Annotated in this window: 24 protein-coding genes and 1 pseudogene; 16 read left to right on the top strand and 9 right to left on the bottom strand. The window is 64.6% G+C overall.

Annotated features, from left to right (window positions below):
• Window positions 1–106 precede the first annotated feature (106 nt).
• On the bottom strand, window positions 107–997 hold the full coding sequence (gene ypfJ / locus D9V28_RS10380) for a KPN_02809 family neutral zinc metallopeptidase (protein ID WP_121659606.1): 891 nt from the start codon (window positions 995–997) through the stop codon (window positions 107–109).
• Between the two features lie 64 nt (window positions 998–1,061).
• Window positions 1,062–2,018, bottom strand: a complete 957-nt coding sequence (pip, locus tag D9V28_RS10375; protein WP_121659605.1) for a prolyl aminopeptidase — start codon at window positions 2,016–2,018, stop codon at window positions 1,062–1,064.
• A gap of 75 nt (window positions 2,019–2,093) precedes the next feature.
• On the opposite strand from pip, the gene D9V28_RS10370 reads away from it, so the two are divergent.
• From D9V28_RS10370 to D9V28_RS10360, 3 genes are read left to right on the top strand one after another with little or no spacing between them, the layout of a single operon-like run.
• Window positions 2,094–3,086, top strand: a complete 993-nt coding sequence (locus tag D9V28_RS10370) for a malate dehydrogenase (RefSeq protein ID WP_121659604.1) — start codon at window positions 2,094–2,096, stop codon at window positions 3,084–3,086.
• A gap of 22 nt (window positions 3,087–3,108) precedes the next feature.
• Window positions 3,109–4,113 carry an aldo/keto reductase family protein gene (locus tag D9V28_RS10365; protein WP_121659603.1) on the top strand — a complete coding sequence of 335 codons (1,005 nt, stop codon included), beginning with the start codon at window positions 3,109–3,111 and terminating at the stop codon, window positions 4,111–4,113.
• A 31-nt stretch (window positions 4,114–4,144) separates the two neighbouring features.
• Complete coding sequence (locus tag D9V28_RS10360) at window positions 4,145–4,807, top strand: NAD(P)H-binding protein (protein WP_121659602.1); 663 nt, start codon at window positions 4,145–4,147, stop codon at window positions 4,805–4,807.
• 21 nt (window positions 4,808–4,828) lie between these two features.
• On the opposite strand, the gene D9V28_RS10355 is transcribed toward D9V28_RS10360, so the two are convergent.
• A complete protein-coding gene (locus D9V28_RS10355) occupies window positions 4,829–5,599 on the bottom strand; it encodes a TetR/AcrR family transcriptional regulator C-terminal domain-containing protein (protein WP_121659601.1) in 771 nt (256 codons plus the stop codon).
• A gap of 79 nt (window positions 5,600–5,678) precedes the next feature.
• On the opposite strand from D9V28_RS10355, the gene D9V28_RS10350 reads away from it, so the two are divergent.
• Both D9V28_RS10350 and D9V28_RS10345 read left to right on the top strand, forming a co-directional pair.
• Window positions 5,679–6,623 carry an ATP-binding cassette domain-containing protein gene (locus tag D9V28_RS10350; protein WP_220700482.1) on the top strand — a complete coding sequence of 315 codons (945 nt, stop codon included), beginning with the start codon at window positions 5,679–5,681 and terminating at the stop codon, window positions 6,621–6,623.
• A complete protein-coding gene (locus D9V28_RS10345) occupies window positions 6,620–7,423 on the top strand; it encodes an ABC transporter permease (protein ID WP_121659599.1) in 804 nt (267 codons plus the stop codon). The genes D9V28_RS10350 and D9V28_RS10345 overlap by 4 nt, the downstream gene beginning before the upstream one ends.
• 209 nt (window positions 7,424–7,632) lie before the next feature.
• Here the strand turns inward: D9V28_RS10345 and D9V28_RS10340 are convergent, their stop codons facing one another.
• The 5 genes from D9V28_RS10340 to D9V28_RS10320 all read right to left on the bottom strand — a co-directional run bounded on the left by D9V28_RS10340 (window position 7,633) and on the right by D9V28_RS10320 (window position 14,370).
• Complete coding sequence (locus tag D9V28_RS10340) at window positions 7,633–9,723, bottom strand: acyl-CoA dehydrogenase family protein (RefSeq protein ID WP_121659598.1); 2,091 nt, start codon at window positions 9,721–9,723, stop codon at window positions 7,633–7,635.
• A 451-nt stretch (window positions 9,724–10,174) separates the two neighbouring features.
• Window positions 10,175–12,046, bottom strand: a complete 1,872-nt coding sequence (gene recQ / locus D9V28_RS10335; protein WP_121659597.1) for a DNA helicase RecQ — start codon at window positions 12,044–12,046, stop codon at window positions 10,175–10,177.
• Between the two features lie 124 nt (window positions 12,047–12,170).
• Window positions 12,171–12,896 carry a copper resistance CopC family protein gene (locus tag D9V28_RS10330; protein ID WP_121659596.1) on the bottom strand — a complete coding sequence of 242 codons (726 nt, stop codon included), beginning with the start codon at window positions 12,894–12,896 and terminating at the stop codon, window positions 12,171–12,173.
• Between the two features lie 4 nt (window positions 12,897–12,900).
• On the bottom strand, window positions 12,901–13,617 hold the full coding sequence (locus D9V28_RS10325) for a YcnI family copper-binding membrane protein (protein WP_121659595.1): 717 nt from the start codon (window positions 13,615–13,617) through the stop codon (window positions 12,901–12,903).
• Window positions 13,618–13,755: 138 nt separating this feature from the next.
• Window positions 13,756–14,370, bottom strand: coding sequence for a hypothetical protein (locus D9V28_RS10320; RefSeq protein WP_121659594.1), 615 nt, complete (start codon window positions 14,368–14,370; stop codon window positions 13,756–13,758).
• Between the two features lie 79 nt (window positions 14,371–14,449).
• Between D9V28_RS10320 and D9V28_RS10315 the strand changes: the two genes are divergently transcribed.
• The 7 genes from D9V28_RS10315 to D9V28_RS10285 all read left to right on the top strand — a co-directional run bounded on the left by D9V28_RS10315 (window position 14,450) and on the right by D9V28_RS10285 (window position 21,551).
• On the top strand, window positions 14,450–15,325 hold the full coding sequence (locus D9V28_RS10315) for an EamA family transporter (RefSeq protein WP_121659593.1): 876 nt from the start codon (window positions 14,450–14,452) through the stop codon (window positions 15,323–15,325).
• Between the two features lie 88 nt (window positions 15,326–15,413).
• Window positions 15,414–15,728: a GNAT family N-acetyltransferase gene (locus tag D9V28_RS10310; protein WP_220700481.1), complete on the top strand. Its 315-nt coding sequence runs from the start codon at window positions 15,414–15,416 to the stop codon at window positions 15,726–15,728.
• The gene (locus D9V28_RS10305; protein ID WP_121659592.1) at window positions 15,725–16,681 is read left to right on the top strand and encodes a pirin family protein; all 957 of its coding nucleotides are present in this window, start codon (window positions 15,725–15,727) and stop codon (window positions 16,679–16,681) included. Before D9V28_RS10310 ends, D9V28_RS10305 begins: the two co-directional genes overlap by 4 nt.
• Before the next feature lie 98 nt (window positions 16,682–16,779).
• Complete coding sequence (locus D9V28_RS10300; protein ID WP_183086491.1) at window positions 16,780–17,346, top strand: ECF transporter S component; 567 nt, start codon at window positions 16,780–16,782, stop codon at window positions 17,344–17,346.
• 8 nt (window positions 17,347–17,354) lie between these two features.
• Window positions 17,355–19,082, top strand: a complete 1,728-nt coding sequence (locus D9V28_RS10295) for an ABC transporter ATP-binding protein (RefSeq protein WP_121659590.1) — start codon at window positions 17,355–17,357, stop codon at window positions 19,080–19,082.
• Complete coding sequence (locus D9V28_RS10290; RefSeq protein WP_121659589.1) at window positions 19,079–19,888, top strand: energy-coupling factor transporter transmembrane component T family protein; 810 nt, start codon at window positions 19,079–19,081, stop codon at window positions 19,886–19,888. The genes D9V28_RS10295 and D9V28_RS10290 overlap by 4 nt, the downstream gene beginning before the upstream one ends.
• Before the next feature lie 85 nt (window positions 19,889–19,973).
• Entirely contained in the window at window positions 19,974–21,551 is a 1,578-nt protein-coding gene (locus tag D9V28_RS10285; RefSeq protein ID WP_121659588.1) for an Rv2578c family radical SAM protein, read from the top strand.
• 126 nt (window positions 21,552–21,677) lie between these two features.
• On the opposite strand, the gene D9V28_RS10280 is transcribed toward D9V28_RS10285, so the two are convergent.
• Window positions 21,678–23,762, bottom strand: coding sequence for a DEAD/DEAH box helicase (locus D9V28_RS10280; protein ID WP_121659587.1), 2,085 nt, complete (start codon window positions 23,760–23,762; stop codon window positions 21,678–21,680).
• Window positions 23,763–24,135: 373 nt separating this feature from the next.
• Here D9V28_RS10280 and D9V28_RS10275 point away from each other — a divergent pair, with 373 nt between their 5' ends.
• The 4 genes and pseudogenes from D9V28_RS10275 to D9V28_RS10260 form a co-directional block, all read left to right on the top strand.
• Window positions 24,136–24,411 (top strand): GlsB/YeaQ/YmgE family stress response membrane protein, encoded by a 276-nt coding sequence (locus D9V28_RS10275; RefSeq protein ID WP_121659586.1) that lies wholly within the window; start codon window positions 24,136–24,138, stop codon window positions 24,409–24,411.
• A 158-nt stretch (window positions 24,412–24,569) separates the two neighbouring features.
• Entirely contained in the window at window positions 24,570–24,854 is a 285-nt protein-coding gene (locus D9V28_RS10270; protein ID WP_121659585.1) for a Fe-S cluster assembly protein HesB, read from the top strand.
• 71 nt (window positions 24,855–24,925) lie between these two features.
• Window positions 24,926–25,435: a GNAT family N-acetyltransferase gene (locus D9V28_RS10265; protein WP_121659584.1), complete on the top strand. Its 510-nt coding sequence runs from the start codon at window positions 24,926–24,928 to the stop codon at window positions 25,433–25,435.
• A gap of 45 nt (window positions 25,436–25,480) precedes the next feature.
• Window positions 25,481–26,017: pseudogene (locus D9V28_RS10260) on the top strand (DedA family protein); the annotation flags it as partial.
• Between the last annotated feature and the right edge of the window lie 134 nt (window positions 26,018–26,151).

Here is a 26,151-nt window from a genome sequence, read left to right as displayed (position 1 = left end):
CGCACCGTCGCGTCCTCCCGCAGGGCAGGAAAGAGGGCCCTCCCTCATACCCCGGTACCGTCCCGAGCGGCACCAACAGGCATCCGCTCGGGGTTATGGCGGAAAGTTAGAGCTGCGAGCCGTTCACCGCGAAGGTGTCGCAGTTGCCAGGGCCGCCCTCGCGGCCGGCGTTGAACCAGCGCTGGCGCTGCTCGCTCGAGCCGTGCGTCCAGGCCTCAGAGTTCACGCCCTGGCCTGAGCCGGCCTGGATGCGGTCGTCACCAACGGCAGCCGCTGCGTCGAGCGCATCGGCGATTTGCGCTGCGGTTGGGCGCTCGAGGAAGGTGACGCCGTTTTTGTCCTCGGTCTCACTGGCCCCTGCGACCCAGGCGCCGGCGAAGCAGTCGGCCTGAAGCTCGATGCGCACCGAGTCCGAGTCCGGTCCTGTGCCTGTGCGGTCGGCGGACTCCATGATTCCGGAGATGGCCTGGATGTGGTGTCCCCACTCGTGTGCGGCAATGTACAGCTGCGCGAGCGGACCGCCCGTGGTGTCGAACGGCGGTTCGCGCAGCTGCGAGAAGAACGAGGTGTCGATGTAGAGCGTCTCATCCCCTGGGCAGTAGAACGGGCCTGTTGCACTGGAAGCTGCGCCGCACCCGGTCGTTGTCGATGCTTCGAACAGGTCAAACCGTGGCGTGCGGTACTCGCCGCTCGCCACCGTGCTGTAGTTCTCGACCCAGTACGCGTCCATGGACGCCCCTGCACCCGACATCAGACACTCAACGTTGGCATTCGCGTCTTCACCGGTTTTGCACTGCTCGTTCAAGGACGTTGCAGCGGGCTCGGACCCGCCACCGGCGCCACCACCGATGATCCCGCTCAGGTCGATTCCGGTGAACTGGGCGATGAGGAAAACAGCGACGACCGCGAGTCCACCGCCGCCGACGCCGATCGCGGTTCCGCGACCGCGCTTGCGCACATTGCTGCCGGAAATGTCTGAGTCAGGATTGAACGTCACGGGCCACAATTTACCCGCTGATCAACAAAGGTGACCACGCCTTGCGCAGCCCGGGCCGGGAGGGCTAGGAGGCGAAGCGGTCGGTGGCTTCGATCAGCGCGTCCAGGGTTCCCGGCTCATCGAACGCGTGCCCGGCGTCCGGGATCATCCGGAGGTCGGCGTGCGGCATCGCTTCGGCGAGCGCCCACGCCGTCATCGGCGGAGTACACATGTCGTATCGCCCCTGGACGATCACGGTGGGAATGCTCGCAAGCTTCGGAGCATCCCGAATCAGCTGGCCTTCCTCCCACCAGCCACCGTGCATGAAGTAGTGGTTCTCGATACGCGCGAACGCGACAGCGTATGCCGGCTCGGTGAACCGGGCGACGTTGTCTGCATTGGGCAGGAGAGTGATGATCGACGACTCCCAGCGGGACCAGGCCACAGCGGCTGGGCCGTGCACCGCCGGATCCGGATCGTTGAGCAGTCGTGAATAGGCGCGAAGGAGATGCCCACGCTCGTCGACGGGAACCGGCTCAAGGAACTGTTCCCACAGGTCGGGGAAGACGGCCGACGCGCCGCCCTCGAGAAACCAGTCGAGTTCGACCTGGCGAAGGGTGAAGATGCCGCGCAGCACGAGCTCACTCACCCGGTCGGTGTGGGTCTCCGCATAGGCGAGAGCCAGCGAACTGCCCCAGGAGCCGCCGAACACCTGCCAGGTGTCGATCCCGAGGTGCTCGCGCAGCTTCTCGATGTCGGCGACGAGGTGCCAGGAGGTGTTGACCGACAGATCCGCCTCCGGCGCGCTCGCGTGCGGGAGGCTCTTGCCGCAGCCCCGCTGGTCAAACAGGACGATGCGGTACTTCGCAGGGTCAAAGACTCGACGCTGGCTCGGGTTGGTTCCGCCGCCGGGGCCACCGTGGAGAAAGACGACGGGCTTGCCCTCTGGGTTGCCGCTGGTCTCCCAGTAGATCTGTTGGCCGTCGCCGACGTCGAGGTGGCCGGAGGCGTACGGTTCGATCTCGGGATACATTTCGCGCATACCCGACCGTATCGCGATCCTTCAATTGAGCGGATGCTGTCGGTAGGCTTGCCGGCACACCTTTCGGAGGGCGCTATGTCAACTGCCACATCCTCACCGATCACCGTGACGCTGACGGGAGCTGGCGGTCAGATCGGTTACGCGCTGCTCTTCCGTATCGCCGCCGGCGAGCTTCTCGGACCGAATGTGACAGTGCGGCTGAAGCTTCTCGAAATTCCCGCGGGCATCGCCGGGGCTGAGGGCGCTGCGCTCGAACTGCAGGACGGCGCCTTTCCGCTCCTCGACAGCGTGAACGTCACCGACAGTGCGGCTGCCGCCTTTGATGGCACGAACGTCGCGCTTCTGGTCGGCTCGCGCCCGCGCGGCCCCGGCATGGAGCGGGCAGACCTGCTCGCCGCCAACGGGGCCATCTTCGGGCCGCAGGGTGCTGCGATCAATGAGCACGCGGCATCCGACATTCGTGTTGTGGTCGTCGGGAACCCGGCGAACACCAATGCTCTCATCGCGCAGGCGCACGCACCCGACGTCCCGCGTGAACGATTCACCGCCCTCACCCGCCTCGACCACAACCGGGCGCTCGGTCAGTTGTCCGCCAAACTGGGCATCCCGGTGCGCGACATGGACGGTGTCACGATCTGGGGAAACCACTCGGCAACGCAATACCCTGACGTTTCGCACGCGACAGCCGGCGGCACACCGGTGCGCGACCTGGTCGACGATGCGTGGCTTGCGAACGAGTTTATTCCGCGGGTGGCGAACCGCGGTGCCGAGATCATCGAGGTGCGCGGTTCGAGCTCGGTGGGGTCCGCGGCGAGCGCCACAGTCGACCATGTCTTCGACTGGGTGAATGGCCAGCGAGGGCGGTGGACGAGCGTCGCTCTCCCGTCGGACGGCAGCTACGGTGTGCCGGAAGGACTGGTCTCCTCGTTCCCCGCCGAAAGCGTCGACGGCAAGTGGCGCATCGTTCAAGGGCTGGAACTGAACGCCTTCTCGACAAGCCGCATCGCGGCATCCGTTGCGGAACTTGCCACAGAACGTGAGCAGGTGCAAGGTCTGGGTCTTCTGTAACTCGCGGGCGTAGCGTGGCCGCATGGACTATCGATACCTCGGCAACTCTGGCCTGAAAATTTCGGAAATCACCTACGGCAACTGGCTGACCCACGGGTCGCAGGTCGAGAACGACACGGCGAAGCAGTGCGTCGCGGCCGCGCTCGAGAGCGGTATCACCACCTTCGACACGGCTGACGCCTACGCGAACACCGCTGCGGAGACCGTGCTCGGCGAAGCGCTGGCGAACGGACGCCGCGAGTCGCTGGAGATCTTCACCAAGGTGTACTGGCCGACCGGTCCGAAGGGTCCGAACGACTCCGGGCTCAGCCGCAAGCACATCATGGAGTCGATTCACGGCTCGCTGACCCGGCTCGGCACCGACTACGTCGACCTCTACCAGGCACACCGATTCGACTATCACACGCCCCTCGAAGAGACCATGCAGGCGTTCGCGGATGTCGTGCGGCAGGGCAAGGCCCTGTACATCGGTGTCTCGGAGTGGAACGCCGACCAATTGCGCCAGGGTGCTGCTCTCGCGAAGGACCTCGGCTTCTCGCTCGTCTCCAACCAGCCGCAGTACTCGATGCTGTGGCGGGTCATCGAGGACGAGGTCGTTCCGGCGTCGCGTGAACTCGGTATCTCCCAGATCGTCTGGTCTCCGGTCGCGCAGGGCATCCTGTCTGGCAAGTACCTGCCTGGCCAGCCGCTGCCGGAGGGTTCGCGTGCGACAGACGAGAAGGGCGGCGCAGACACGGTGAAGGCGTTCCTCCGCGACGAGGTGCTCACCGCCGTTCAGAACCTGAAGCCGATCGCCGACGAGAACGGTCTCACCCTCGCTCAGTTGGCGATCGCCTGGGTGCTCGCCAACGACAATGTCGCTGCCGCACTCATCGGCGCGTCTCGCCCCGAGCAGGTGCGCGACAACGTGAAGGCGTCAGGCGTGAAGCTCTCAGCTGAGACCCTGGGACGCATCGACGAGGTCCTCGGCTCACTGCCTGAGACCGACCCGGCGAAGACCACATCACCCGAAAACCGCCCGTCCTAGCCGACGGCGCACACCAGCAAGGGAGAATCACATGAGTCGCATCGTGCTCATCGGAGGTCACGGAAAGATCAGCCGCATCCTCACAACACAGTTGGTCGACAACGGCGACGAGGTGGTCAGCGTGTTCCGCAACGCCGACCACGCGTCAGACATCGCCGGCCTGGGTGCTGAACCTGTGGTCTGCGACATCGAGACGGCGTCCGTCGATGACCTCGTTCCAATTCTGACGGGGGCGGATGCTGTTGTGTTCGCCGCTGGGGCCGGCCCCGGTTCCAGCGCGGAACGCAAGCACACCGTCGACTACGAGGGTTCGGTCAAGTCGGCGGCCGCAGCCGAGCGTGCAGGCGTGAGTCGTTTCGTGCAGATTTCGGCGATGGGGATCGACGGCGAGATCGACACGGGCGACGACGTCTGGGCCGCCTATGTCGCTGCAAAGCGCAATGCGGACATCGATCTGAAAAAGACGTCGCTGGCGTGGACAATCCTGCGCCCGGGAGCACTCACCGATGACGAACCGACCGGCATGGTCAAGCTCGAGGCGAGCACCGGCAAGGGTTCGATCCCCCGTGCCGACGTCGCAGCGCTGGTCGCCGCAGCGCTGACCTTCCCGGAAACGGCCGGCTTCACCTGGGAAGCCATTTCAGGCGAAACCCCGATCGCGGCCGCGGTCGCCGCTGGGGTTTCGGCCGGATAGCCGGTTGAGGCGGGCGGCGCCTCAGCCGCCCGCCTCAACGAAGACCAGAATTCCGTCGAGGACCCGTGCGAGGCCGAACTCGAAAGCCAGCTCGGGATTACTGGCCGCCTGGTACGCCTCACCAGCCGCCTGCCCGACGCGTCCGGCGATGGGATACTTCGATCCATCCATCACCTTCTCCAGAACCGGCGCATTCACCTCCCACCACTCGGCATCGCTCACTCCCGATTGTTGCTGGGTGACTTCCTGATCTCTCGCGGTCCGGGCTGCGCTCGACACAAACCCGGCGATCAGGGTCACGACCTGGTCCATGTCGATGTCGCTGATTCCCACGCCATCGACCGCTGACAGCTCCCATTCGTATCGGTTCGAAACGTGGGGTCCGAGTGCGGGCCTGGACGTATCGACCTGTAAGAGCCACGGGTGCCTGCGGTATTCATCCCAGAGGTGCCTGGCCACGGTGTCGAGCCGGCTTCGCAGATCGCCGTCGAGCGCTGGGTGCTCCACCTCACCGGTGACCTGGTCCACCATCAACCCGATCAGCTCCTCCCGCCCAGGCACGTAGGTGTACAGACTCATCACCCCCATCCCCAGGCGCTCCGCTACCTTCCGCATCGAAAACGCGTCGAGTCCTTCATCATCGGCGAGAGCGATGCCGCACTCAACGACGGCGTTCACCGTGGACTTTTGTTTCGGCCCGCGCGCCGGTGGGTGTTCGCCGAGCTCGTGCCGCCAGAGCAGTGCAAGGGCGCGGTCGGGGTCGCTCTGTGCTGTCGGATCGTTCGGGGCCATTGCCCTAGTGTACTTATTCCGTATGGTGTACGCTCATTAATCCTGCTAACTCCGTAGGGCGTACGACATAAGGAGTATTGTGCCTTCCCCCCTCTCCCTCACCGCCTCAGGGCTGCACAAACGCTACGGCGATGTGAAGGCCCTCGACGACTTCTCCCTGGACATCCCGCCAGGCACGATTCACGGGCTGCTCGGCCCAAACGGCGCTGGCAAAAGCACCGCGGTGCGTGCGCTGGCGACGCTCATCGACGTCGACAGAGGCGAGGCAAGCGTCGCCGGGCACAACGTCCGCACGTCTCCGGCAAAGGTTCGACAACGCATCGGACTCGTCGGGCAGGCCGCCGCGGTCGACGAGATCCTCGGCGGCACCCAGAACCTCGTGATGTTCGGCCGACTGTTCGGCCTCAGCAAGAGCGCCGCAACCGCTCGAGCCGCGCAACTGCTCAACGCCTTCGACCTCACCGAAGCGGCCGGGCGACCGGTGTCGGGATACTCGGGTGGCATGCGCCGACGGCTCGATATCGCTGCGAGCCTGATCCTTTCCCCGGCCGTGCTTTTCCTCGACGAACCGACGACGGGACTCGACCCCCGCGGACGCAATGAAGTCTGGCGCACCATCCGCACCATCGCAGCACAAGGAACGACAGTGCTGCTCACTACCCAGTACCTCGACGAGGCCGATCAGTTGGCCGACAGCATTTCAGTGATGAACGCCGGACATGTCGTGCAGTCTGGGACACCCGATGAACTGAAGAAGCAGCTGGGTGCCGACCGAATTGTGATCACGGTAACGGATGCCGCAGAGCTGGCGCGCGTCGCAGCATCCGTTCGTGTCCATACGGAACCGACGATCGACGAGGCCGGTCGCTCGGTGACGATCGAGGCACCAGCCGGAACGGCAGCGCTGATGGCTGCGGTTCGCGCCCTCGACGACGCCGGCATCGAACCTGTCGACCTGGTTCTGCGGCGCCCGACACTCGATGAGGTCTTCCTCGCCCTGACCGCCCAGGAGAACGCATCATGACCACTCTTTTGACGCCACGCTCCCCCGCTCTCCGCAACGGGTGGATCCTCACCCAGCGCGAACTGCTGCACTGGGTTCGCCAGCCAGCACTGCCGATCTTCGGCCTGCTTTTCTCGATCATGCTCCTGCTGATGTTCGGGTTCCTGTTCGGCGGCGCCATCGAGGTGCCTGGCGGCGGCGACTACATCAACTTCCTCCTGCCGGGCATGTTCACCCTCACCATGCTGTTCGGGCTCGAAGGAACCATGCTTGCGATGTCGACGGATGCCACGAAGGGCATCACAGATCGCTTCCGTTCGATGCCGATCCACAGTTCAGCGGTGGCATTTGGCCGGTGCGGAGCCGACATGGCGTCTTCGGTTCTCAACCTGGCCGTGCTGATCGTCGGTGGGCTGTTCATCGGGTGGCGCATCACGACAGATCTCGGGTCTGCGCTCGTCGCTGTCGCACTCCTGCTGTGGCTACGATTCGCCCTGCTCTGGATCGGTATCTTCCTGGGCATCGCCTTCCGCAGTCCGGCCGCGACGATGGCCGTCCAAGTGCTGGTGTGGCCGGTCGGGTTCCTCTCCAACGTCTTCGTGGCACCCGAGACGATGCCGGGTTGGCTCGGCGCCATCGCGCAGTGGAACCCGATATCGGCGACAGCAACGGCGACCAGGCAGCTGTTCGGGAATCCAACCGGAGTAACGTCGGGCTGGATGACCGAGTGGGCCGTGCCCATGGCTTTGCTTTGGCCCCTGGTCCTGACGCTGGTGTTCCTGCCGCTCTCGGCTCGCGCGTATCGGCACCTGCGCCGGTAGCGAAGCACACGGGTGAACACTCGACGAGCACGAATGTTCGTTCCATTCATCGAGTCGGCCCAAAAGGTCATTCGCTCGATCGATCGGTCCGAAAGGGTCATTCCGCCCGAGGCGGAACGACCCTTTCGGCCGGATCGATTTGCTCAGCGTGAAAACGCACGATGCCGCCCTCACCGTGATGGCGAAGGCGACATCGTGCGTTCGCGGAGTTACTTTTTGGGAGCCTTGAGCGACTTCTCGGCAATCGGGGTTTCACCCGAGGCGCGCAGCTCGGCGAAGTACGCCGCCGCTTCCTCCTGACGCTCGGCTTCGATACCCGACGAAATGGGTGCACGCAGGTGCTCCTGGGTGTAGCCGAACGCTTCGACGAGATCGAGCGCGTGCGGGCGGATCCGTGCGAGCAACCGGTCGATGTACGCGGTCACCGCCGACGCGCGCTGACCGGACAGACGCCCATTGATGAGGTACCAGGAGAGGTGCTTCTCAACGAGGCCGAGGCCGAACAGGTCGCGCAGCCAGGTCAGCACCTTCTTCGTGCCGGGGTCGGTGACCTTGGCGAGGGCCTCGGTGAACGCCTCCCACTGCAGCAACTCGGCGTGCGCCCGAGCAGCCTCGATGAGCTCGTTCTGGTTGGCGTTGAACAGCGCTGCGCCCTCGGCCGGTGTGAGTTTGCTCGCGGCACGCAGTCGTCCGGCGACTCCTGCAACCATTCCCTCGACCCGGTCGGTGAGCAGTTCGCGCTGTGTCTCCTCGTTCTGCAGGTGTCCGACGGAGCGAGCGGTCGACCCGAAGTCAGAAACCGTCTGCGCAAGCGAACGGAGACCCGTGCCGTGCACGACCTTGCCACGCGCCTGCTCAGCGGCGAATCGGGCGAGCGTTGCGGCATCCGCTCCCTTGAACCGCTTCGCGTAGTCGCCGAGCAGTCGCTTGCCCACGAGCTGCAGCAGCACGTTGTTGTCACCCTCGAACGTGACGTAAATGTCGAGGTCGGCGCGCAGACTGGTCAGGCGGTTACCCACCATGAAGCCAGCACCACCGCAGGCTTCGCGCGCTTCCTGCAGAGTGTCGAGCGCGTGCCAGGTGGAGAGCGACTTGAGCGCTGCCGCGAGCGTCTCGAGGTCCTGCCTGTCGTCGGGGGTGTCACTCTTGCCGCTGAAAACTCCGTCGAACTTCACGAGCAGCTGATCGTGCGCAAACATCGCCGCGTACGTCGTCGCAAGCTTCGGCAGCAGGCGGCGCTGGTGCCGCTGGTAGTCGAGGATGACCTCTTCACGGATGTCGCTTGACGCGTTGAACTGGCGACGCTGGCTTCCGTAGGTGATCGCGATTTGCAACGCAACAGCGGATGCCGCGACGGCGGCTCCATCGAGCGACACGCGTCCCTGCACGAGAGTGCCGAGCATGGTGAAGAAACGTCGGCCCGGGCTGGAAATCGGTGACGAATAGGTGCCGTCCTCGGCAACGTCGCCGTACCGGTTGAGCAGGTTCGTGCGCGGGACCCGGACATTCGTGAAGTGCAGTTTGCCGTTGTCGATGCCGTTGAGGCCGCCCTTGATTCCGTCGTCTTCACCTCCGATGCCCGGCAGGAACTTACCGTCGTCGTCCCGGATGGGCACATAGAAGCAGTGCACGCCGTGGTTGACGCCGTTCGTGATGAGCTGGGCGAAAAGCGTCGCGGCCTTACCGTGCACTGCGGCGTTGCCGAGGTAGTCCTTCCAGGCCGCGCGGAACGGCGTGTGGATGACGAACTCCTGGGTGTCAGCGTCATAGGTCGCCGTCGTGGCGATCGATGCGACGTCAGATCCGTGGCCGACCTCGGTCATCGCAAACGCACCGGGGATCTCAAGGCTCATGATGCCTGGCAGCCATTTCTCGTGATGCTCCTTCGAGCCGAGGTGCATGACGGCCGAACCAAAGAGCCCCCACTGCACACCAGATTTGATCTGCAGCGACGGGTCGGCGGTGACGAGTTCTTCGAAGCCGGCGATGTTGCCGCCGTGGTCTTCCTGTCCGCCGAGATGTTTCGGGAACGCGCGGTGTACCTGCCCGTTCTCGACGAGGAGTTTGAGCTGCTCGAACACACGATCTCTGTGCTCGTCGAGCGATAGACCCTCGATGCGGTGGAACTCTTCCCGCGCCGCAAGGGTGCGTGCCTTGCTTCGCGCGTCAGGCCAGGTTCCGAGGAGCTGGTGCGCGAGCTCGGGCACGTTAATCCGCGAGCCGTCCGGGCCGCCGGCTGGAAGGTCAGCGAGCACGTCGTCGCGGTGAATTTCGTCCGGTCGGACGGAGGTGTCAACCATTATCGATCCTTTGTCTTTCGGCACTGAAGCACGTCTCCATACCGTACGAGCGGCATCCGTTTGGCGTAAACAAGCCGTTCCCCGACTACAAACCGAACCCGGCGTCGGCACATACCGACTGTGGAAAGCTACAGTCCGGCGGTCAATTACTCGGACACACCCGACAAAGGCCGCGGGTGTGACGGGCCCTCGGTCTGGGAACGTGACCTTCAGCGCGATACGGCGTATGGTCGAGGAACACAGCCGGCGCGGCTGCAGGTCAAAGGAGCACCCATGCCTAGTAAGTCACCCCAGAAAAACTCTGCCAAGAAGGAACCGGCGAAGTCGCTGAAGGAAAAGCGCGCCGACAAGAAGGCAAAGGGCGAGGACAAGGCCCGGAAGGGCTAAGTTCGCCCACACACAAACCCAGGCACAAGCGCTGCGCTCGACTCGAGCGGGGCGCTTGTGCTCGTTAAGCGTCGGAAAGAATCGGCTCACGCCCGGCCACGACGTCGAGCAACTGCTGCCCGTAGGTTGCCCGCTTCTTTTCGCCGATGCCGCTGATTGAACCGAGAGCGTCAAACGAGGCGGGCTTCTCGGTGGCAACGGCACGCAGGGTGGCGTCACCGAAGACGATGTACGCGGGGACACCCTGCTGTTTGGCGGCAGCCGCCCGCCAGGACCGCAGCGCTTCAAACAGCTCAGCGTCTCCTGGGGCGAGGTCGGATACGCTCTGGCGGCGCGCCTTGCTGACCGAGGAGCGCCGTTCGGGCTCGGTGCGCATCGGAACCGACCGAGAGCCGGAGAGAACGGAAGCGCTGTCTTCGGTGAGGCCGAGGGTGCCGTACTCGCCGCGGGTAGCCAGGAGTCGCTTCGCGAGGAGCTGGCGGATAACTCCCCGCCACTGCTGCTCGCTGAGGTCCTGCCCAATGCCCCACGTCGCAAGTGCTTCGTGTTTCCACTGTGTCGTTCGGGGAGTTGTTTTGCCTCGGAGGATGTCGATGAGGTGACCGGCTCCGAACTCCTGGTTGCGTTCCCGCTTCAGGCGAACAACGGTCGAGAGGAGTTTCTGGGCGGGAACTGTGCCGTCCCACACCTCGGGCGGGTCGAGGCAGGTGTCGCAGTTTCCGCATGGCTCCGATGGCTGGCCGAAGTAGCTCAGCAGGTTGGTGCGCCGGCACTCGACGGTCTCGCACAGGGCAAGCATGGCATCGAGGTGTGCCGACATGCGCCTGCGGTGGGGGAGGTCGCCTGGCGACTCGTCGATCATGCGGCGCTGCTGGACGACGTCCTGCAGGCCGTAGGTGAGCCAGGCGACGGACGGTTCGCCGTCTCGACCGGCGCGTCCGGTCTCCTGGTAGTAACCCTCGACACTCTTCGGCAGGTCGATGTGAGCGACGAAGCGCACGTCTGGTTTGTCGATTCCCATGCCGAAGGCGATGGTGGCGACGATCACGATGCCGTCCTCCCTCAGGAAGCGCGACTGCGTCCGCTGCCGAAGCGAGGCGTCGAGGCCGGCGTGGTACGGAAGGGCATTGATGCCGTTCGCCTGAAGGTGGGCAGCGGTCTTCTCAACCGTGTTGCGGCTCAGCGCGTAGACGATGCCGGCCTGCCCCGCACCCTCTTTGGTGAGAAACTCGACGAGTTGCTTGCGCGGCTCGTTCTTGGGCACGATGCGGTACTGAATGTTGGGCCGGTCGAAGCTCGCCACGAAGTGAGCCGCGTTGCCGAGGTGCAGGCGATCCGTGATTTCGCGGTGCGTGGCATCCGTCGCCGTTGCGGTCAATGCGATGCGAGGGACGTTCGGCCAGCGTTCGACGAGTTCACCGAGGGCGAGGTAGTCGGGACGGAAGTCGTGGCCCCACTGCGAAACGCAGTGAGCTTCGTCGATGGCGAAGAGGGCGATCTTGCCGTTCGCGAGGAACCGCTTGGTCGACTCGGAGCTGAGCCGCTCCGGCGCGACGTAGAGCAGGTCAAGTTCACCGGCCAGGTAGGCCCGCTCTACCCGGTCGCGCTCGACCGCATCCTGGGTGGAGTTGAGGAACGCCGCACGCACACCGACCGCGAGCAGCGCGTCGACCTGGTCCTGCATGAGGGCAATCAGTGGCGAAATCACGATGCCTGTGCCGTCGCGCACGAGTGATGGCACTTGATAGCAGAGGCTCTTGCCACCACCCGTTGGCATCAGGACAACAGCGTCACCGCCGGCGATCACCTGGTCGACGATGGCCTGCTGTTCTCCGCGGAACGACTCGAAGCCGAAGACCGAGTGCAGCACGTCGAGCGCTGTGGGGGCGGTTTCGGGGAGGGTCACTCCCGAAACGATAGCCGCTGCACGGAACATCGGTTAATTTCGGCGGCCGCCTGGGGATGCGCTTTCGAGCGTGATCTCGTACTGGGGAGAAGCGCGCGGGCAACAGGTTCCCCTGTCGCCCGCGCAAGGACGGCGACGAGCGCGCCGTTCGGGTTTACTCCGGTCGTGTGTCGTCCGCTGAACTGCCCGCCGAGGAGTCGTCGGCTGGGGAGTCTTCGGTCGAACCGGCGGTCTTCGTGCCCTTCCGTCGAACCACAAGAAGGACAACGACCGCGGCGGTCACGACGATGGCGAGAGCAGCACCGATCCAGAGGATGTCGCTCGGAGCAGCCGATGTGTCTTCCGGAGCGAGTGCATCCGACGTCCCAAGCGAGTCCGTTTGGGTGGTGAACGTCGGCTCCGGAGTCGGCGTTCCCGACTCAACGGGTACCTGCGACACGCCGCAGACCGGTGGCGCAGCCAGTCCAGCGGCGAGCTCCTGCCCGTCGACCGGCTGCCAGGTGAACGTGAACTCACCGTCGATCGGGTGTCCGTCAGCGGAAACAACCTGCCAGATCAGCGTGTACTCCCCCGGCTGCCCGAGGGAAACCGGGGTGGTCAGGGTTTGGCCGTCGATCGTCATGCAGCCATCGCCGTAGTAAAGAGGTTCAGCGCCAGGTCCACGAACCTGGATGGCGTTGGCTGAGCCGCCGGCTTCGAGGAGGGCGTCGTTGGTTGTGATCGAGAAGGTCCCAGGCTGCTCGGTGACCACGGAGCCCGCGGCCGGGTTCGAGGAGACCAGGGAGTTGTGAGCCTGGGCCGGAGCTGCGGCCAGCCCAACCGCAGCGGCGGCGAGCATGCCGGTGAGCGTTCCGATTGCGAGCAGTCGACGGATGCGCATCTGCCTAACCTTCCTTCGATGGGGTGATGGGCCGACGCGCGACCACAGCGAGAATTACGCCGATCGCACCGACGAGAAGTCCGCCGAGGCCGAGTATACGGGCGAGGACATCGGGTTTCGTTGGGACGGCTACTGCATCTGTGCCTGCGGAGGTGCTTGCGATCAGGGCCGTCCCACTGTCGCTTGCCGAAGCATCCGTCACCGTGATTATTGGAGCAGGGGACTCAAGATCGTGCGGGTCTTGCCCGTCGGCCGCGATGTCGGTCCATGCGGTCTCGCCGAGAACGCATGACTGCACAACCGGGAAGGCGAGGCTGTGCCCCGCGGAGTTCTCGGGGAGGGTCAGCTGGAGGGTGACAGTGTCGCGGTAGCCATCGGCGAGCGGCTGCTTCGCTGTGTAGATGACCTCACCCACGCGCTGCGTGAGCGCGGTACCGTGCGCGTCTTCAACCGGGTCGGCGAGGTCGACGCTGGTTTTGGAGACGTCCCAGTTGGGGTTCACGGTCGGTGTGACGGAGAGGACTTCCTCAGGGATCGTGAAGATCAGCGCTGTGGTGGCCGAGCCGTCACAGCCGTGTCCGACCGAAAAAGTGAGTTGGGCGGTTGAACCCGCCGCTGCCGAGCTCGGTGTGACGGAGACGTGTGCGCTGGCCGCGAGGGGCGAAGCGACAACGAGGAAAGCGGAGGCGACGGCTGAGGTCGCCAGGGTGGAGCGTTTCATGGGTGTCCTGATTCGAGAAGATGCGACCGGGCGCGCACAGCGCTGCCGAACGGTCGGTAAGAAAAATGGCTGCGTGGAGCCGAAGCAGTCCCGTCCGCTGCAGCATTCACGCCTACCGGGCAACCCGGTCGACGTGTGTCAGGCGAAGGAGAGAGCCGTTCGGCGAGCGGCAACCGGCGGACCGCGGTGCCGCATCGCCGAAAGCAGGACCCGCTGGTTCGCACCGAGAACCGGAAGCCAGTCGGCGTTCGGCATGGCCGGTCGCCGCACAGGCGCCAGACGAATGCCGACGAGAAGCACGCGAACGCCCAGGCGCAGCGTGTCGAACAGGGAAAACAGCAGCCGCTCGCCGTACACAAGAGCAGCGACGGTGATCATGGCGGCGAGCGCGTGGCCTAGCCACATTGCAGGGCTTGTCGACGCGTGGACGTGAGTTGTGGCATCCGTCGTCATCATCACCATGTCGGCGTGGTGGCCGGGTGCGGTTACGACGGAGCCTGTCGATGCCGGCACGAGAGCGAAGAGCAGGTGATAGCCGAGCTGGCTGAGCAACACCGACGCGGTGAGGCGCCAGGTCGACAGGGTGCGACCGGCGAGCGCGATACACAGAAAGATTGAGAGAACGGATGCTGCCACAAGCGCAAACAGACCGGGAACCTCCGCGCCTGACACGACGTGCGAGAACGCCGCGAAGAAGGTCGCAACGGCTGCAGCGGCGATGCCGCGTGCAACTCGAATTCGCCGAGCGCGCATGTTGCCTCCTTCCTCTCCCACTGTACTTCGGAGCCGATGGGCATCTGGTTCGCGTGTCGCGGGCCATTACGCTTTTCGCATGCTCACCGCGATCATCGGCCTCACCGGAGCGCTCGTCTACGGTGCGGCCGATTTCCTCGGCGGACTCGCGTCGAAACGAATCAGCCCCGTGCGGGTCACGGCGCTGTCGGCGGTGTCGGGTCTGGTCGCCCTTCTCCTCGTCCTGGCTCTTGGTTTCGGGGAGTGGTCTGCCGAGGCTGTGTTCTGGGGTGCGCTCTCCGGGGTCAGCGGAGCGCTCGCGATTTCGCTGCTCTACGCCTGCCTCGCCATCGGGCCGATGTCGATCCTGTCGCCGCTCACCGCCGTTGTGTCGGCGATCGTGCCGATGACCTGGGGGCTAGCGACAGGGGACAAGCTCGCCCTGGTGGGATACCTCGCACTCGGGCTCGCGCTCATCGCCGTGGTTCTCGTGGGCTTTGTGCCCGAGAAGGGCGCAGTGCGACCGAGCTCCCGGGGCATTCTGATGGCACTCGGATCGGGAACGATGATCGGCACCTTCCTTATCCTCATCGACCAGACGCCCGAGGACTCAGGCGTTGTTCCACTCATCCTCAACCGTGCCGTCAGCGCGGCGATCATGTTCACGGTTGTACTCGTGCTGTGGATGCTCGCGCGTCGGGCTGCACCGGGCATCACGCTCGGTCGCCCGAGCACCGGCTGGCGCCCAGGGCTCACCCTCGCCCTGGCCTGTGGAGTGATCGACGCGACAGCGAACCTGCTGCTCCTGATCGGCCTTCGCATAGGTGACCTCGCTGTGATGAGCGTGCTCACCGCGATGTACCCGGCGGGGACGATCCTGCTGGCAGCGCTCGTGCTCAAGGAACGAATCGCGCCGGTGCAGTGGGTTGGGCTGGCGCTCGCGCTGGTCGCGGCTGGGATGCTCGCTCTCGCCTGACCGCGCACATTTCATGCTCGCGCATGGACGTTGCCGGGCATAGGTTGGACAGACACCATCACGTCGTGCGCGAGGAAGCAGAAAATCAGTGGTTGACCAACCTGACCAGACTCTCGTGGTCACCCGCAACGATGAGGCATCACAATATGAGATCCGGATCGGCGACACCCTCGCGGGCTTCGCCGCGTTCCGCATGCACCCCGGGCGAATATCGTTCACCCACACCGTCATCGAGAACGAATTTGAGGGTCGCGGTCTCGGCAGCACTCTCGTGCGCGAGGCCCTCGCCGACGTTGCGGCGCGGGGTGAGACGATCGTTCCGTTCTGCCCGTTCGTTCAGGACTGGCTGAAACGTCACCCGGACTTCGATGGCACCGTCGACTGGAAACCGATCCCCGAATGACCCGCCTCGATCTTCCCGTGAGCGAGACGTTGAGCGCTCGCTGTGACCCCACCGGCGCCACGAGCCGCCTGTTGAACGCGCGCGAAGTGCCACTCGGCGGCATCCGAGGCATCCTCGTTCACCGCTCTTTGCCTCAACGCGCCCTGCCCATGGTCGGCGCGTGGTGTTTCCTCGACCGGTTCGACGACGAAGAGGTTGGCATGCGCGTGCTTCCCCACCCGCATACGGGCCTGCAAACGGTGACCTGGCCCGTCGAGGGAGTGATCCGGCACCGCGACAGTGTCGGCAGCGACGTCGAGGTGCACCCGGGTGAGCTCAACATCATGACGAGCGGCTACGGCATTTCCCACTCAGAGTTCTCACTCGGCAGCCAGGGCCGTCCTCTGCGTGGGCTGCAGCTCTGGATCGCACTCCCCCGCGACGTTGCCGACATCGACCCGTTCTTCGAGCGCCACACCAACCTCCCTGTCTTCGAAACCGGGGGGCTTCGCGCGAGCGTTCTGGTTGGCCACCTCGGCGGAGTCGAATCGGACGCCACGGTTTTCACGGAGTTGATGGGGGCGGATGCCACTATCGACGCGGGTGCACACGTCACGATTCCAGTGGAGTCACATTTCGAACACGCGGTGATGGTGCTGTCGGGGCGCGTGACTGTTGCCGGGACTCCGCTCGATCCCGGCCCGCTCCTGTACCTCGGCACCGAACGCGAGTCGCTCGAGCTCCAGAGCGAGCACGGTGCCCGGTTCGTTCTGCTCGGCGGTGTTCCGTTCGCCGAGGAACTCATTATGTGGTGGAACTTCGTGGCACGAAGCCATGAAGAGATCGTCAGCGCGCGCAACGCGTGGGAGTCGCGCAGCATCCGCTTCGGTGTTGTGAATGGTCATGGCGACGAACGTATTCCTGCCCCGCCACTCCCGGCTGTGCGGCTGACGCCCCGCCGCCGTTCCATCTGACTCGCAAACCTTCAGGCCACCGCCGCTAAACTTAGGGTGACCTCAGTACTTCATTTTTCAGCACAGCCGCGACCCGAACCGAGAGCCCCATGCGAAATGTGAGCACCCGCCTTCTGCTCACCTGCGCGGCCATCGGTGTTGCTGGCGGACTGGTGTTCGTGGTCAGCGGCTACCTCAACGGAGTGATGTCCGCGGCAGTGCCGATCCTGTATGGCTCCCTCGTCGGCGTGTACTTCCTGCCAGGTGTCGTGTCGCAGTCGCTGCTCCGCCGCGGCGGAGTGGCTCTTCTCACCGGACTGTTCGCCGGACTCATCGCCGCAGCGTTCAGCCCCCAATGGTTCCTGCGTTACTTCGGCGCCGGACTCGCGATCGGGCTCCTGCAGGAGGTGCCATTCCTGATCGGACGCTATCGCTACTGGCGAGGGTGGGTCTTCTACCTGGCGGCCGCGATCGCCGGTCTGATCTTCGGTGCCGGCGTGTTCGTCGCGATTGGTGCCGAAAAGTTCGAACCCCTGGCCAACATCGTGTACTTCGGCCTCTTTGTTGTGAGCCCGATGATCTTCACCTGGCTCGGCCGAATTCTCGCCGCCCGCATCGACAAGACCGGAGTGGCCCGCGGCCTGCAGCGTGAGGTCGACCGGCGCGCTCCGCTTCCCACCTCGTGATCCGCTGAATGCCGAAAACCGACCCTGCCCTGCGGCTGAGTGATCTGCGCGTCCGTTATGACGAACGCACCGAGAACCGGCCAAACGGGGTGAGTTTCGACGTCGCACGGGGCGAGGTTGTCCTTGTCCTTGGGCCGTCTGGCTGCGGCAAGTCGACGCTCGCACTTGCACTCAACGGACTGGTCCCACACGCGCTTGCAGCGACGATGACCGGCTTCGTCACCGTCAATGGAATTCGAACGACGGATGCTCCTGTGTCGCGTTTGTCGCAAGAGGTCGCGATGGTCTTCCAGGACCCGGACGCGCAAATCGTGACGGGCACAGTTCTCGACGAAGTCTGCTTCGGCCCCGAGAACCTGCTGCTGCCCGTCGCCGAGGTGCTTGAGCGCTCCGAGCATGCGTTACGCGCCGTCGGGCTCTGGGAACGTCGCCTCGACAACCCGGATGTGCTGTCCGGCGGAGGAAAACAACGACTGGCCATCGCCTGTGCCCTGGCCATGGACACCCCGATCCTCGTGCTGGACGAACCGACAGCGAACCTCGACCCGGTCGGAATCCGTGACGTTTACGCCGTTCTCGGCGATATCGCGGCCGCGGGCACCCACGCGGTCGTGCTGATCGAACACAACCTCGACGCGGCCATCGACCTTGTCGACCGGGTGGTTGTCCTCGATGGCGATGGGGCGCTTGCTGTCTCGGGTCCGACTCGAGAGGTGCTGGCCGGCTCGGCTGAGGAGCTCGCCGCGCTCGGCGTGTGGCTACCGGTGGCAACGCTCGCGGGTCTCCGCCTGCGCCGCGGCGGCATCGAACTCGATTCGCTCCCGCTCACCCCGGATGAGCTCGCGAACATGCTCAATGGCATCCGCTCTCTTCCCGTCCGCCCCGCGAACACACCGAAATCCTCAAACGCAACCGGCGACGTCGCTGTTGCCGTGCGCAACCTGACGGTGACGCGGGCCAAAACCCGGATTCTGCACGACGTCTCGCTCGAGATCGGTGCGGGGGACTTCGTCACGGTGATCGGCGCAAACGGCGCCGGCAAGACGACACTTGTGCAGGCGCTGGCTGGAGTGGTTGCTCCGCCGAGAGGAACGGTTCGGATCGGCGATCTGGATCCGGCGACGAGTGATGCCCGGGCGTTGGCCGAACATGTCGGGTTCGTGTTCCAGAACCCGGAACATCAGTTTCTTGAGAACACCGTGTTTGATGAACTGGCTCACGGGTTGCGGGTGCGGCGGCGGTCGACGCCGGGGTTGAGCGACGCTGAGATTGAGGTGCGGGTAGCCGTCATGCTCGAGCGGTTCGGGCTTGAACGGTTACGAGATGCACACCCATTCCTGCTCTCCGGCGGGCAGAAACGCCGGCTGTCTGTCGGCACCGCACTGATCACGGGCGCGCCGGTACTCGTGCTCGATGAGCCGACGTTCGGCCAGGATCGTGAGCGCGCGAATGAGCTGCTCGCTCTGCTGTCAGGACTTCATCGTTCTGGCACGACGGTGATCACGGTTACCCACGACCTGCAGCTGGTCGCGGAGTATGCGAGCCACGTCGCTGTGATGCACGATGGGCGCCTGCTGGCGTTTGGTGCGGCCGGGGACATTCTCGGCGACCAGGAGTTGCTCGAGCGCGCGGGGCTCTCCCTCCCTCCACTCGCGCGAGCGATGCGGGGTGTGACGAGTCATCCGTCGTGGAGCACTCTCACCCGGATCGCTGACCTTCCAGAGAGCATCGAATGAGCGGGGCGCTCGACCCGTATTCGGCCCGCCCCGGCGTGACGGCGCGGCACTTCCTGCACTGGCTCAATCCGCTGGCAAAGATCGCCGGTCCGCTGCCGTTCATGGTCTACCTTCTGTTCGTGCGCGACATCGCAACGCCGCTCGCATTTCTCTGTTTTGCCCTGCTGCTCATCACAGCGGGCGCTCGACTCACTCCCCGCATGGCGATGGCGCTGTGGCTCGGCCTCCCAGCCGTGGTTGCGGTGCTGTCGGTGAGTTTTGCCCTGTGGACGGATGCCACGCGTGTCGACGACACGCTTCTCCTGTTTCAAATCGGCGAGTACCGTTTCTACCTCGGAGCCTGGCTGATCGGGCTCGCCACAGCCTGCCGTCTCGGGGCGCTGCTCGCACTCGCCCTGATCTCGGGGCTCACGATGACCGGTCCTGACCTGGTGCGGGCGCTCGTGCAGCAGCTTCACGTGCCCTATCGGATCGGGTACACCGCGCTCGCGGCGTACCGTTTTGTGCCGCGGTTCCGGCACGAGCTTGGTGGCATTCGCCAGGCCCATCGGGTGCGTGGGGTGTCCGGAGGCCGAGGCCCGATCGCCGGTCTGCGACGCTACCTCGGATACGTCGTGCCCCTGCTCGTCGGGGCGATCCGACATGCGGAGCGCGTCGCCCTGGCCATGGATTCTCGAGCCTTCGGTGCCCATCAGTTCCGAACGGAGCGGTACCTCGTGCCGTTCCGCGTCCGCGACGGAGTGTTCATCGCCTCTTTCTGGTCGGTCGGCGCTGCATTGATCGTTGCCGCAGCGCAAGTCCCGTAGGTGGCGGCGAGGGACAGTAGAACGACTTTGTGCATCACCACCGTTAGCGGGGTGATTTTCGTCGAATCCATGTTCTAATGGGTGCATGAGGTGGAACGGCCAGCAACTCGGCACGGAGGAGCCGTCGGCCCTGCCAGGGCTGGCCAAGCTCAACAACCTTGTTCGCAGCGTCCAGACGCCGGACTTCGCCGGAGTGACCTTTCACGAGGTGCTCGCGAAGTCCGCGCTCAACAAGGTGCCGCGCCAATCTGAGATGCCGTTCGGCTGGACGATCAACCCCTACCGAGGCTGCAGTCATGCCTGCGTCTATTGCCTAGACCCCGACACCCCGATCCTGATGGCTGACGGCCGCCAAAAGCCGTTGCGGCTGGTCGAGGTCGGCGACGAGGTAATGGGAACCAAGACTCGCGGTTCCTACCGGCGCTACGTGAGGACACCGGTTCTCGCAGCGTGGAACACGGTAAAGCGCGGGTTCCGCATCACCCTCGCCGATGGAACCGAGATCACCGCAAGTGGCGATCATCGCTTTCTCACAGAACGCGGGTGGAAGTATGTGCAGCGCGCGACCGACGGCAGCCAGCGACCGACACTCACCCTGAAGGAATCATTGCTCGGGTTCGGGCAGAGTGTGAACGAGATCAACGATCCAGCATCGATTATCGAAGAGGTCGTCAGGACCAACAACGGGCTGCGCATCCTCTCCATCGAAGACCTCGGCTCCGAGATCGACATGGTCGACATCACCACGGGCACCGGCGACTTCATTGCAAACGGCGTCATCAGCCACAATTGCTTCGCGCGCCCCACCCACACCTATCTCGACTTCAACGCCGGCGACGACTTCGATAACCAGGTCGTCGTGAAGATCAATGTGGCCGACGTGCTCGCCAAGGAAGTCGCAAAGCCGAGCTGGGGAAGGTACCCGGTGGCGCTCGGCACCAACACCGACCCGTATCAGCGAGCGGAGGGCCGCTACGCACTGATGCCGGGCATCATCGAGAGCCTGGCGCACTCCGGCACACCGCTGTCCATCCTCACCAAGGGCACGCTGCTCCGTCGCGACCTGCCGCTGCTCGCCGAGGTGGCCCAAACGGTGCCAGTCGACCTCGCCATGTCGATCGCGATCTACGACGACGAACTGCAGAAGTCGATCGAACCGGGCACCCCGTCAGCGAAAGCACGCCTCGCCACAGTGACCGCTGTCCGCAACGCCGGACTGGATTGCAGCGTGTTCCTGATGCCGATCCTCCCTTACCTCACCGACACCAAGGCACACCTCGACGAGGCGCTGCGGCGGGTGAAGGAAGCGGGCGGAACGAGCGTGCTGTTCAGCTCCCTCTACCTCAAACCGGGAGTGAAACCGTGGTTCATGCACTGGCTCCAGCGTCAGCATCCTGAGCTCGTGCCGAAGTACACCGAGCTCTACGCCCGCGGCCAGTATGCACCGAAGGAGTACCGCACGTGGCTGGCCGCACGCATTTCTCCGCTGATCCGCGCGCACGGCCTGGAGCGGGGCCGCGAAGATCCGGCGACCGGAGGCATCCGTTCGAAAGCGCTCGGAATGCTACGCAATGACGCGGGCGAACGGGTTGCCTTTGCGAGTGATGACGGTTCGACAGGCGCGCGCATTCTGCCGTCGACAGAGCAGGCAACACTGTTCTAGCTAATCGAAAAGGCGAGCGGATGTGAAGCTCGTGAACGGCCGCGTTCTTTTAACGCGAAAACGCCCGTTTCAGACAAGAGCCGGAGGACTCTCGTTCGAAACGGGCGTTTCGGGGATGCTCTGCTGTTAGGCGGTGAGCTTCGCGTTGGTCATGCGACCAGCGAGTTCCTCGATGATCTCGTCGCCGGGGCGAGCCTGAACGTAGTCAGCCTCAATCTCAGCGCGACCGAGCAGGTCGGTCATGCGACGCTGACGCGCCTTCGGGATGATCGTGACGACGGTACCGACCTTGCCCGCGCGGCCCGTACGGCCCGAGCGGTGGAGGTACGTCTTGTACTCGTCTGGCGCGTCGGCCTGGATGACGAGGGTGATGTCGTCAACGTGGATGCCACGAGCGGCGACGTCGGTCGCAACGAGCACGTTCACTCGCCCTGAGGTGAGTTGCGCGAGGTTGCGGGTACGACGGGCCTGGTTCAGGTCACCGTGCAGGGACACCGCACGGATGCCTGCATCCTCGAGCTGGTCAGCGAGACGCTCGGCGTACGCGCGGGTGCGCGAGAAGATCAGCGTCTTCTCGTTGCGGTTGGCGAGCTCCTCGATGATGCGGTCCTTGTCGCGGTGCTCGACCACGAGAACGCGGTGGTCGATTGTCGCAGAGGCCTGGTCTTCACCGGCAACTTCGTGCACGGCGGGCGACGGGAGGAACTCCTTGACGAGCGAGGCAACACCCTTGTCGAGGGTGGCCGAGAACAACAACTTCTGGCCGCCGTTAGCGGTGAGACGCAGAATGCGCTGCACGGGCTCGAGGAAACCGAGGTCACACATGTGGTCAGCCTCGTCGAGAACCGTGATGGTCACTTCGGAAAGGTCTAGACGTCCCTGCTCGATGAGGTCTTCGATACGACCAGGGGTACCGACAATGATGTCGACGCCGCGCTGAAGGGCGCCCACCTGACGGTTCTGCGGAACGCCGCCGTAGATCTGGGTGGTGAACAGGCCAACGCTGCGCGCGATTGGCTGAACTGTACGGTCGATCTGCAGGGCGAGCTCGCGCGTCGGTGCGAGGATCAGCGCGCGGGGCTTGCGACCCATGGCACGCTTCTTGCCTCCGCCGTTCTCCATGAGCTTCTCGACGAGCGGTGCGCCGAAGGCAATGGTCTTGCCCGATCCGGTGCGGCCGCGGCCGAGGACGTCCTTGCCGGCAATGACGTCCGGGATGGTCGCTGCCTGAATCGGGAACGGGCTCGGTGCGCCGAGCTCTGCAAGGGCGGCGATGATGTTTCCGCCAAGGCCGAGGTCGGAGAACGAGATGCCCTCGACGTCGACGGCCAGCGTGGCCTGCGCTTCGAGACGCTCGAGTACTACGTCATCCTCGGGCGTGAAGTTGCCCTTGGCGTCGCGGTTCGGGTAGAAGTTCTTGTCGACTCCAGCGTCGCGGCGCGGACGGTCGAAGTTGCTGTCGCGACGAGGTGCGCGGTCATCGCGGCCCGAGGAGACCCGGCCGGTCGACGGACGCTCAATGCGCTGGCCGCGTGTGAACGGGCGGTCAGCGTTGTAAGCGGGACGCTCGGCACGGTCGCTGCGAGGGGCACGGTCGTCACGGTTGTACGCGGGGCGTTCGGTGCGGTTTTCGCCACGGTTGTACGCGGGACGCTCTGTGCGGTTCTCACCACGGTTGTACGCGGGACGCTCGGTCCGGTTCTCACCACGGTTGTACGCAGGACGCTCGCCGCGGTCACTCCGCGGAGCGCGGTCGTCACGGTTGTATGAGGGGCGCTCGGTCCGGTTCTCTCCACGGTTGTACGCGGGACGCTCGGTGCGCTCGGTGCGCTCGGCGCGACCATAGGAGGGACGCTCGGTCCGCTCGCCACGGGGTGCACGATCATCGCGACCGTACGCGGGACGCTCGGTCCGGTTCTCACCACGGTTGTATGCGGGGCGCTCGCTGCGGTTCGCCTGTGCGCCGCCGTCGTAACGGTCGTCGCGGGGAGCGCGCTGTTCGCGGGGCTCGTCGGAGTGGCGGCGAGCGGCACGCTCGTCGGCGTTCCAACGCGCCTTCTTCGGTGCGTCACCCTCGACCGGGCGGTAACCGCGGTGTCCAGGGCTCCTGCTGCCGGTTGTCGTTCCTGCCGGGCCGCCGCTTTTACGCGCGTAGCTCGGGTCGAAATTCCTGGCGGGGCGGCCGCCTGCTGGTTTTTTGTTCTTGGGCATAGATACTTTCCGGGTTTTAGATCATGCGTGAAGCGCAAATGCACGCAGCAGAGAGCAGCGGCGTACTTATACCCGAGCAGTCGATGACCGGGACCGTTTCACATCAGAGTGAATACAATTCGCGTTTTCGCGATGTATAACCGGCCCACCAGACTTACAAACCCTTCCGCGGTACATCCACGGTGTCCAGAGCCGACTTGGCTACATTACGCCTCTCAGGCGGAATTGTCACGCAAAAAATTTGTTTCCGCAAGGACTAAGAGCAACTCCTCAGAAAACGCCCAAAAGGGGTAATCTCGGGTTACACCAGCCTAACCGGGCGGGTCAAAGGAACTCCGGTAACGGATGTCCACGAGTAAATGGAGGTGGAGCCTTGAGCTTCCTGGCATTTCTTCTTCTCGGTCTGATTGCTGGAGCAATCGCGAAAGCCATTCTTCCTGGCAAGCAGGGCGGCGGCTGGTTCATCACACTGATTCTCGGTGTGGTCGGCGCCCTTCTGGGTGGTTGGCTTGGCGGCCTGCTGTTCGGCATTGACATGGCTGAATTCTGGAGCATCTCGACCTGGCTGACCGCCATCGTCGGATCCATCGTCGTGCTCCTCATCTACGGACTCGTCACGCGCAACTCGCGCAGTGGCAGCCGCGCATAACTCAAAGCGCAAAACGGATGCCTCCTCGCCTTCGGGCGGGGAGGCATCCGTCATTTCCGGACCTCCGTCTTTGGTGTGAATGGGCGGCCTCAGCTTGAGGTCGGTTGGCAGGTTCGGAATGGTAGGACACTCGTATCCGCCAATCGCAAAGGAAGCTCATGCTCACCCTCACCGAGAACGCAAGCACCATCGTCAAGACCATCACCCTGCAGACCACGGGAACCGAGGATGCGGGTCTCCGAATCTCCAGCCCGGCCGCAGCATCGACCGATCTGTCTGTCGCCGTTGCCAGCTCCCCCGAGGCGACCGACGCCGTAATCGAAAGTGGCGGAGCACGCATCTTCGTCGACGAGAACGCCGCACCCGTGCTCGACGACAAAATTCTGGACGCTCAAGTCGATGAAGCCGGAGCCGTCCGCTTCGCCATCGGCGAGCAGGCCTGATAGCACAGGATTTATCACGACGTTGTGCCGCTCGTAATACCGGCGAAACAGGGATGCGGTTTGCTTGCGGGATGACCCTGCCGCAGCCGACCACTTCAGAATCATCCTCGACGCGGCACACGGTGCGGGTGTCGATCGAGTCGCCCCGCCAGCCAGACGTCGTCGAACTGCTCGCACTCGGCACCGCATACGCTGAAGCGCTCTACCCACCCGAGAACACCTTCCTCCTCAATGTGGACGAACTCGAACAACCCGGGGTCAGCGTATATGTCGCCAGGGACGAGGACGGCCGTGCGCTTGGGATGGCCGCCCTTGTTCCGTGGGGCGTCGCCGTCGCTGAACTCAAACGCATGTTTGTCCGCCAAGAGGCGCGCGGGCGAGGTGTCGCATCGAACCTGTTGACGCGGATGGAAGCCGATGCTCGCGCGGCCTCACTGCGCCAGATCGTCCTCGAGACGGGCACCAGGCACGACGCGGCCGTCGCGCTGTATCGCCGCTCCGGCTTCGCCGAGATTCCGCTCTTCGGTAAGTACATCGGCGAACCGTTCAGCGTGTGCATGGCAAAAATGCTCTCGCTGTGAACGAATGTGGTCCCTGAGGCCGACGGCTGGCAATACCTGAGGTGGATGCGTTGCTCCTCCGGGCTTTCTAGCCTCGATACCGGTGCCGCACTTTCGCGGTGCCGTGATCGAACGGTAGCCATGGAATTCCTCACCGATGCCATCCTCTCGACAGTGGCGTCACCCTGGGTGTACGCCGTCATCTTCCTCGTTGTGGTCGTCGATGGCTTTTTTCCACCGGTGCCGAGTGAGACCGTCGTTGTCGCCGCCGTGGCAATCGGGGTTTCCACTGGCTCACCGTCTCCGCTATTGATCGTCCTCGTTGCGGCCCTTGGAGCGGCGCTCGGTGACAATATCGCCTACCTGCTCGGTCGGAGCATCGGCACTGAGCGGTTTCGTTGGATGCGTCACCCCCGAACCATCAGGGCTTTCGACTGGGCCGCGGCCGGGTTCCGCCACCGCCCTGCCGCGCTGATCATCACGGCGCGGTACATTCCGATCGGTCGGATCGCCGTCAACATGACGGCGGGAGCAACCCGCTTCCCCCACCGGCGGTTCTGGCCACTCACCGTTCTCGCCGGAGCGTCGTGGGCGGCATATTCCGTCGGTATCGGCCTCGTGGCCGGGCATTGGGTGAAGGATCAGCCGCTGCTTGGCGCGGCCATCGGCATCGTTCTGGCCATCACGCTCGGCGTTCTCATCGACCGGGTGACGAGCACCGTCAGCCGCCGCCGTGC

The sequence above is a fragment of the Mycetocola zhadangensis genome (genome assembly GCF_003668565.1).
In the GTDB taxonomy this organism is placed as follows: Bacteria; Actinomycetota; Actinomycetes; order Actinomycetales; family Microbacteriaceae; genus Mycetocola_A; species Mycetocola_A zhadangensis.
Note: the sequence above shows the minus strand (reverse complement) of the source record. Positions and strands in the feature narration are given on the sequence as shown.

Excerpts from the sequence above, each read along its gene's own strand:
- pip (WP_121659605.1), bottom strand. The coding sequence starts at position 2,018 with ATGCGCGAAATGTATCCCGAGATCGAACCGTACGCCTCCGGCCACCTC.
- D9V28_RS10370 (WP_121659604.1), top strand. The coding sequence starts at position 2,094 with ATGTCAACTGCCACATCCTCACCGATCACCGTGACGCTGACGGGAGCT.
- D9V28_RS10365 (WP_121659603.1), top strand. The coding sequence starts at position 3,109 with ATGGACTATCGATACCTCGGCAACTCTGGCCTGAAAATTTCGGAAATC.
- D9V28_RS10360 (WP_121659602.1), top strand. The coding sequence starts at position 4,145 with ATGAGTCGCATCGTGCTCATCGGAGGTCACGGAAAGATCAGCCGCATC.
- D9V28_RS10355 (WP_121659601.1), bottom strand. The coding sequence starts at position 5,599 with ATGGCCCCGAACGATCCGACAGCACAGAGCGACCCCGACCGCGCCCTT.
- D9V28_RS10345 (WP_121659599.1), top strand. The coding sequence starts at position 6,620 with ATGACCACTCTTTTGACGCCACGCTCCCCCGCTCTCCGCAACGGGTGG.
- D9V28_RS10340 (WP_121659598.1), bottom strand. The coding sequence starts at position 9,723 with ATGGTTGACACCTCCGTCCGACCGGACGAAATTCACCGCGACGACGTG.
- recQ (WP_121659597.1), bottom strand. The coding sequence starts at position 12,046 with ATGTTCCGTGCAGCGGCTATCGTTTCGGGAGTGACCCTCCCCGAAACC.
- D9V28_RS10330 (WP_121659596.1), bottom strand. The coding sequence starts at position 12,896 with ATGCGCATCCGTCGACTGCTCGCAATCGGAACGCTCACCGGCATGCTC.
- D9V28_RS10325 (WP_121659595.1), bottom strand. The coding sequence starts at position 13,617 with ATGAAACGCTCCACCCTGGCGACCTCAGCCGTCGCCTCCGCTTTCCTC.
- D9V28_RS10320 (WP_121659594.1), bottom strand. The coding sequence starts at position 14,370 with ATGCGCGCTCGGCGAATTCGAGTTGCACGCGGCATCGCCGCTGCAGCC.
- D9V28_RS10315 (WP_121659593.1), top strand. The coding sequence starts at position 14,450 with ATGCTCACCGCGATCATCGGCCTCACCGGAGCGCTCGTCTACGGTGCG.
- D9V28_RS10305 (WP_121659592.1), top strand. The coding sequence starts at position 15,725 with ATGACCCGCCTCGATCTTCCCGTGAGCGAGACGTTGAGCGCTCGCTGT.
- D9V28_RS10295 (WP_121659590.1), top strand. The coding sequence starts at position 17,355 with ATGCCGAAAACCGACCCTGCCCTGCGGCTGAGTGATCTGCGCGTCCGT.
- D9V28_RS10290 (WP_121659589.1), top strand. The coding sequence starts at position 19,079 with ATGAGCGGGGCGCTCGACCCGTATTCGGCCCGCCCCGGCGTGACGGCG.
- D9V28_RS10285 (WP_121659588.1), top strand. The coding sequence starts at position 19,974 with ATGAGGTGGAACGGCCAGCAACTCGGCACGGAGGAGCCGTCGGCCCTG.
- D9V28_RS10280 (WP_121659587.1), bottom strand. The coding sequence starts at position 23,762 with ATGCCCAAGAACAAAAAACCAGCAGGCGGCCGCCCCGCCAGGAATTTC.
- D9V28_RS10270 (WP_121659585.1), top strand. The coding sequence starts at position 24,570 with ATGCTCACCCTCACCGAGAACGCAAGCACCATCGTCAAGACCATCACC.
- D9V28_RS10265 (WP_121659584.1), top strand. The coding sequence starts at position 24,926 with ATGACCCTGCCGCAGCCGACCACTTCAGAATCATCCTCGACGCGGCAC.